The sequence below is a fragment of the Rhodoferax sp. genome, from assembly GCF_014859475.1.
Taxonomy (GTDB): Bacteria; Pseudomonadota; Gammaproteobacteria; order Burkholderiales; family Burkholderiaceae_C; genus Rhodoferax.
Genome location: NZ_JACUUE010000236.1, coordinates 1 through 3,480 on the forward strand (window position 1 = coordinate 1; position 3,480 = coordinate 3,480).

3 protein-coding genes are annotated in these 3,480 nt (G+C 63.0%); all 3 read right to left on the reverse strand.

The window, feature by feature from the left end:
• Positions 1-13 precede the first annotated feature (13 nt).
• Positions 14-775, reverse strand: a complete 762-nt coding sequence (mtnP, locus tag IBX54_RS13620; RefSeq protein WP_296543198.1) for an S-methyl-5'-thioadenosine phosphorylase — start codon at positions 773-775, stop codon at positions 14-16.
• The gene (mtnA, locus tag IBX54_RS13625) at positions 772-2,496 is read right to left on the reverse strand and encodes an S-methyl-5-thioribose-1-phosphate isomerase (protein WP_296543199.1); all 1,725 of its coding nucleotides are present in this window, start codon (positions 2,494-2,496) and stop codon (positions 772-774) included. Before mtnA ends, mtnP begins: the two co-directional genes overlap by 4 nt.
• A gap of 10 nt (positions 2,497-2,506) precedes the next feature.
• Positions 2,507-3,480 (reverse strand): magnesium/cobalt transporter CorA (gene corA / locus IBX54_RS13630; protein WP_296543200.1); only part of this gene is annotated, 974 nt, incomplete at its 5' end.

Genomic DNA, 3,480 nt, shown 5'->3' on the forward strand with positions numbered 1-3,480 from the left:
CGCTGCCGCTGGTTCAGTGGCTGCGCCGGGCAATGCGGGGAATGGCATCGCGCAGAAGTTGGGTTACTTTCTGCGCGTTGCTGTTGAATACCGACAAAATGGCCTCCCACGTGACGGGCTCTTCGTCGGTTTTCCAGCAGTCGTAGTCGGTGCTCATGGCCACGGCGGCATAGGGCAAACCGGCCTCGTTGGCCAAAGCGGCCTCGGTGGCAATCGACATGTTGACGATGTCGGCGCCCCAGGCGCGAAACATGTTGGATTCGGCACGGGTCGAAAAGCGCGGCCCCTCGATGGTGATGACCGTGCCTGTAGGGTGATGGTCAAAGCCCAAGCGCTGGCAGGCCTCGTTCAAAATGGCACGCAACTCAGCATCAAAGGGATCGGCCATGGGCGTGTGGATGGGCTGGTGCGGCGCGAATGATTCATGAAAACTCATGGCGCGCTGCTTGGTGAAGTCGATGAACTGGTCGATGATGACCAGATGGCCACGCCCGATGTCAAGGCGCAATGAGCCCACCGCCGTGCTGGCCAGCACGTGGCTGCAACCGGCATCCTTGAGCGCCTGGATGTTGGCCCGGTAATTGACCTGGCTGGGGGGAATGGTGTGCTCGCGCCCATGACGCGCCAGCAGCACCACGTCCACCCCGCCGATCTGCCCCAGTTTCAGCGGGGCCGACGGCACGCCCCAGCGCGTGCTCACGCTGTGGTCTTGCGCATGTTCAAGAATGTCCGGGTTGTCGAGCCCGCTGCCGCCGATGATGCCAATTTTTGTCATGATGTGAACTTCCGGTTCAAGGTATCAACCAGCAGGGCCAGCACCGAGCCGATGTCAGCGCCATAGGCGACGACGCCTTCGTCGTGGCCCGCCATGACGAACAGCACGGGCAAAGCGGGCTGGGTGGCCACCAGTTGCGCCACGGCCCGCGCCATGGCCGGTGTGCCGTAGGGAATGTCCGCTGCCGTGTGGGGCGCACGCTGTGCCAGCAGCGCATCAAAGAGCCGACGGCTGTGCACGTGCATGACGCAGTGCACCGCCGGATTGGCCGCATAGATGGCGCCGTGGGTCATGGACTCCGACGACGCCTCCAGGCTGCCGCGAGAACGCACGCTGTTGTGCTCTACAGAAAACGACTCCACCAGGCAAAACTGCTCAGGCTGCAGTTGACGCATGGCCCCGGTGGCGCTGGCGGTGATCAAAAATTGCTGGCCGCTCGTGCGCAGGCTGAGGTTGCCGTAGCCGATGCCGTTGGGGTAAGCGCCGATCAAGCCCAGGTCGAACAGGGCGGTGCGCGCGGTGTTGAGTTCGTCGAGCTGGGCCGATGCTTCAACAACGCCATCAACCCGCTGGCTGCTGTATTTGATGACGCCGTCGTCGCTGGGCGCGTTCATCTGTTTCTCCTGTGGAAACAGCGTCAGAATGGCCGCCTCGTTGGCGTCACAAATGCCGCGCTCGCAAATCAGTTTTGTCACCAGGCGCGCCGGGGTCACGTCAAAGCCCCAGTTGCGCGCCGGTGTGGTGTTGGGGCAAATCTGCACCGTTTCAATGCCACCGTGGCAGGTTTTGCCACTGACACAACGCACTTCCTCGGCGCCACGCTCCTCGATGGGAATGCTGGCAACGCCGTCGCGCAGCGTGAAGTCGAAGGTGGAGGAGGGCAGCGCCACAACCATGGGGATGCCGTTGTCACGCGCCGCCAGCGCCTTGAGGTAGGTGCCAATCTTGTTGGCCACGTCGCCGCTGCGGGTGACGCGGTCGGCACCGGTGATGACCATATCGACCAGGCCATGCTGCATCAAATGGCCACCGGCGTTGTCGGCAATCAGCGTGTGCGGCACGCCGTGCTGCCCCAGTTCCCAGGCGGTCAGGCTGGCGCCCTGGTTGCGCGGGCGCGTTTCGTCCACCCACACGTGCACCGCAATGCCGGCGTCGTGCGCCGCATAAATGGGCGCTGTGGCGGAGCCAAAATCGACAAAAGCCAGCCAGCCCGCGTTGCAGTGGGTCAGGATGTTGACAGGCTGGCCGGGCTTGCGCTGCGCGATGGCGGCGATCAGCGCCAGGCCATGTTCGCCCAGGCGCCGGCAATGCGCGGCATCTTCGTCGGCGAGCGCAACCGCAGCTTGCCTGGCCAGCTGGCGCAGGTGTGTCGGCGTGCCTGCGACAGCAATGGCGGCCAACATGCGCTCGACCGCCCAGACCAGGTTGGCCGCCGTGGGCCGGGTGGCCTTGAGCTTGGCTGCGGCCTGGCGCATGAAGTCGTGGAAGCCCTGTTCGGGTGCTTCCAGCGCTGCCAGGTACATGCCAAAGCCGGCGCTGGCGCCAATCAGGCCGGCGCCACGCACCGTCATGTTGCTGATGGCGCGGCACATGTCGGCAACACTCGCCAACTCGGCAATCTCGAAGGCATGCGGCAATTTGAGCTGGTTGATGACCTGCACCACTTGGTCATCGCCTTCCTTCAGCCAGATCGTCCGATAAGGCTTGCCGTTGACTTTCATGCGCGGTGCCTCATTTCAGCCAGCCGCGTTTCCTGAAGTACCACATGGGCAGCAGGGCGCTGGCCAGCATCAGGCCCAGGGCGAACGGGTAGCCCAGCGCCCAGTCCAGCTCGGGCATGAACTTGAAGTTCATGCCGTACAGGCTGGCGATCATGGTGGGCGGCAGCAGCGCCACGCTGGCCACCGAGAAAATCTTGATGATCTTGTTCTGGTTGATGTTGATGAAACCGACCGTGGCGTCCATCAAGAAGTTGATCTTGTCGAACAGAAAAGCGGTGTGCGAGTCGAGCGAGTCGATGTCGCGCAGAATTTGCCGCGCATCCTCGAACTGCTCGGCATTGAGCATCTTGCTGCGCATCATGAAGCTCACCGCACGCCGTGTGTCCATGGCGTTGCGCCGGATGCGCCCGTTCATGTCTTCGTGGCGTGCGATGGCGGCCAGCACTTCGCCGGCCAGCACGTCGGTCACGTCGCCCGAGAGCACCTTGGCGCTGGCTTTTTCCAGCTCGTCGTAAATCTCTTCGAGTGTGTCGGCAGAATATTCGGCGTCGGCGTCGAACAGCTTGAGCAGCACCTCTTTGGCGTCCTCGATCAGGCCGGGCGCGCGCCGGGCGCGCATGCGCAGCAGCCGGAACACCGGCACGTCTTCGTCGTGGATGGAAAACAGCACGCCCTTGCTTTTGAGCTCGGTGTTGTCCAGGTTCAGGATGAAGGCGACGCGCACGGTGTGCGGATCGTCGTCGTCGGCCACCAGAAAGTCGCTGCGGATGTGCAACTCACCGTTATCTTCCTTGTAAAACCGGGCCGACTCCTCGATGTCCTCGTCCATCGCGTCTGCAGGAATGGACAGGCCAAAATACTGCTTGATCCAGCGCTTTTCTTCCGGGCTGGGCGACTCCAGATCAACCCAGATCGGCTGGAAGCGCGAGAGCTCTTCGAGCGATTCGATCTCTTCCTGAAACAGGCGGCCGTTGGCGAGGGTGA

What these genes read in the sequence shown, in the direction of transcription:
- mtnP (WP_296543198.1), bottom strand. Translation starts at nt 775, where the DNA reads ATGACAAAAATTGGCATCATCGGCGGCAGCGGGCTCGACAACCCGGAC.
- mtnA (WP_296543199.1), bottom strand. Translation starts at nt 2,496, where the DNA reads ATGAAAGTCAACGGCAAGCCTTATCGGACGATCTGGCTGAAGGAAGGC.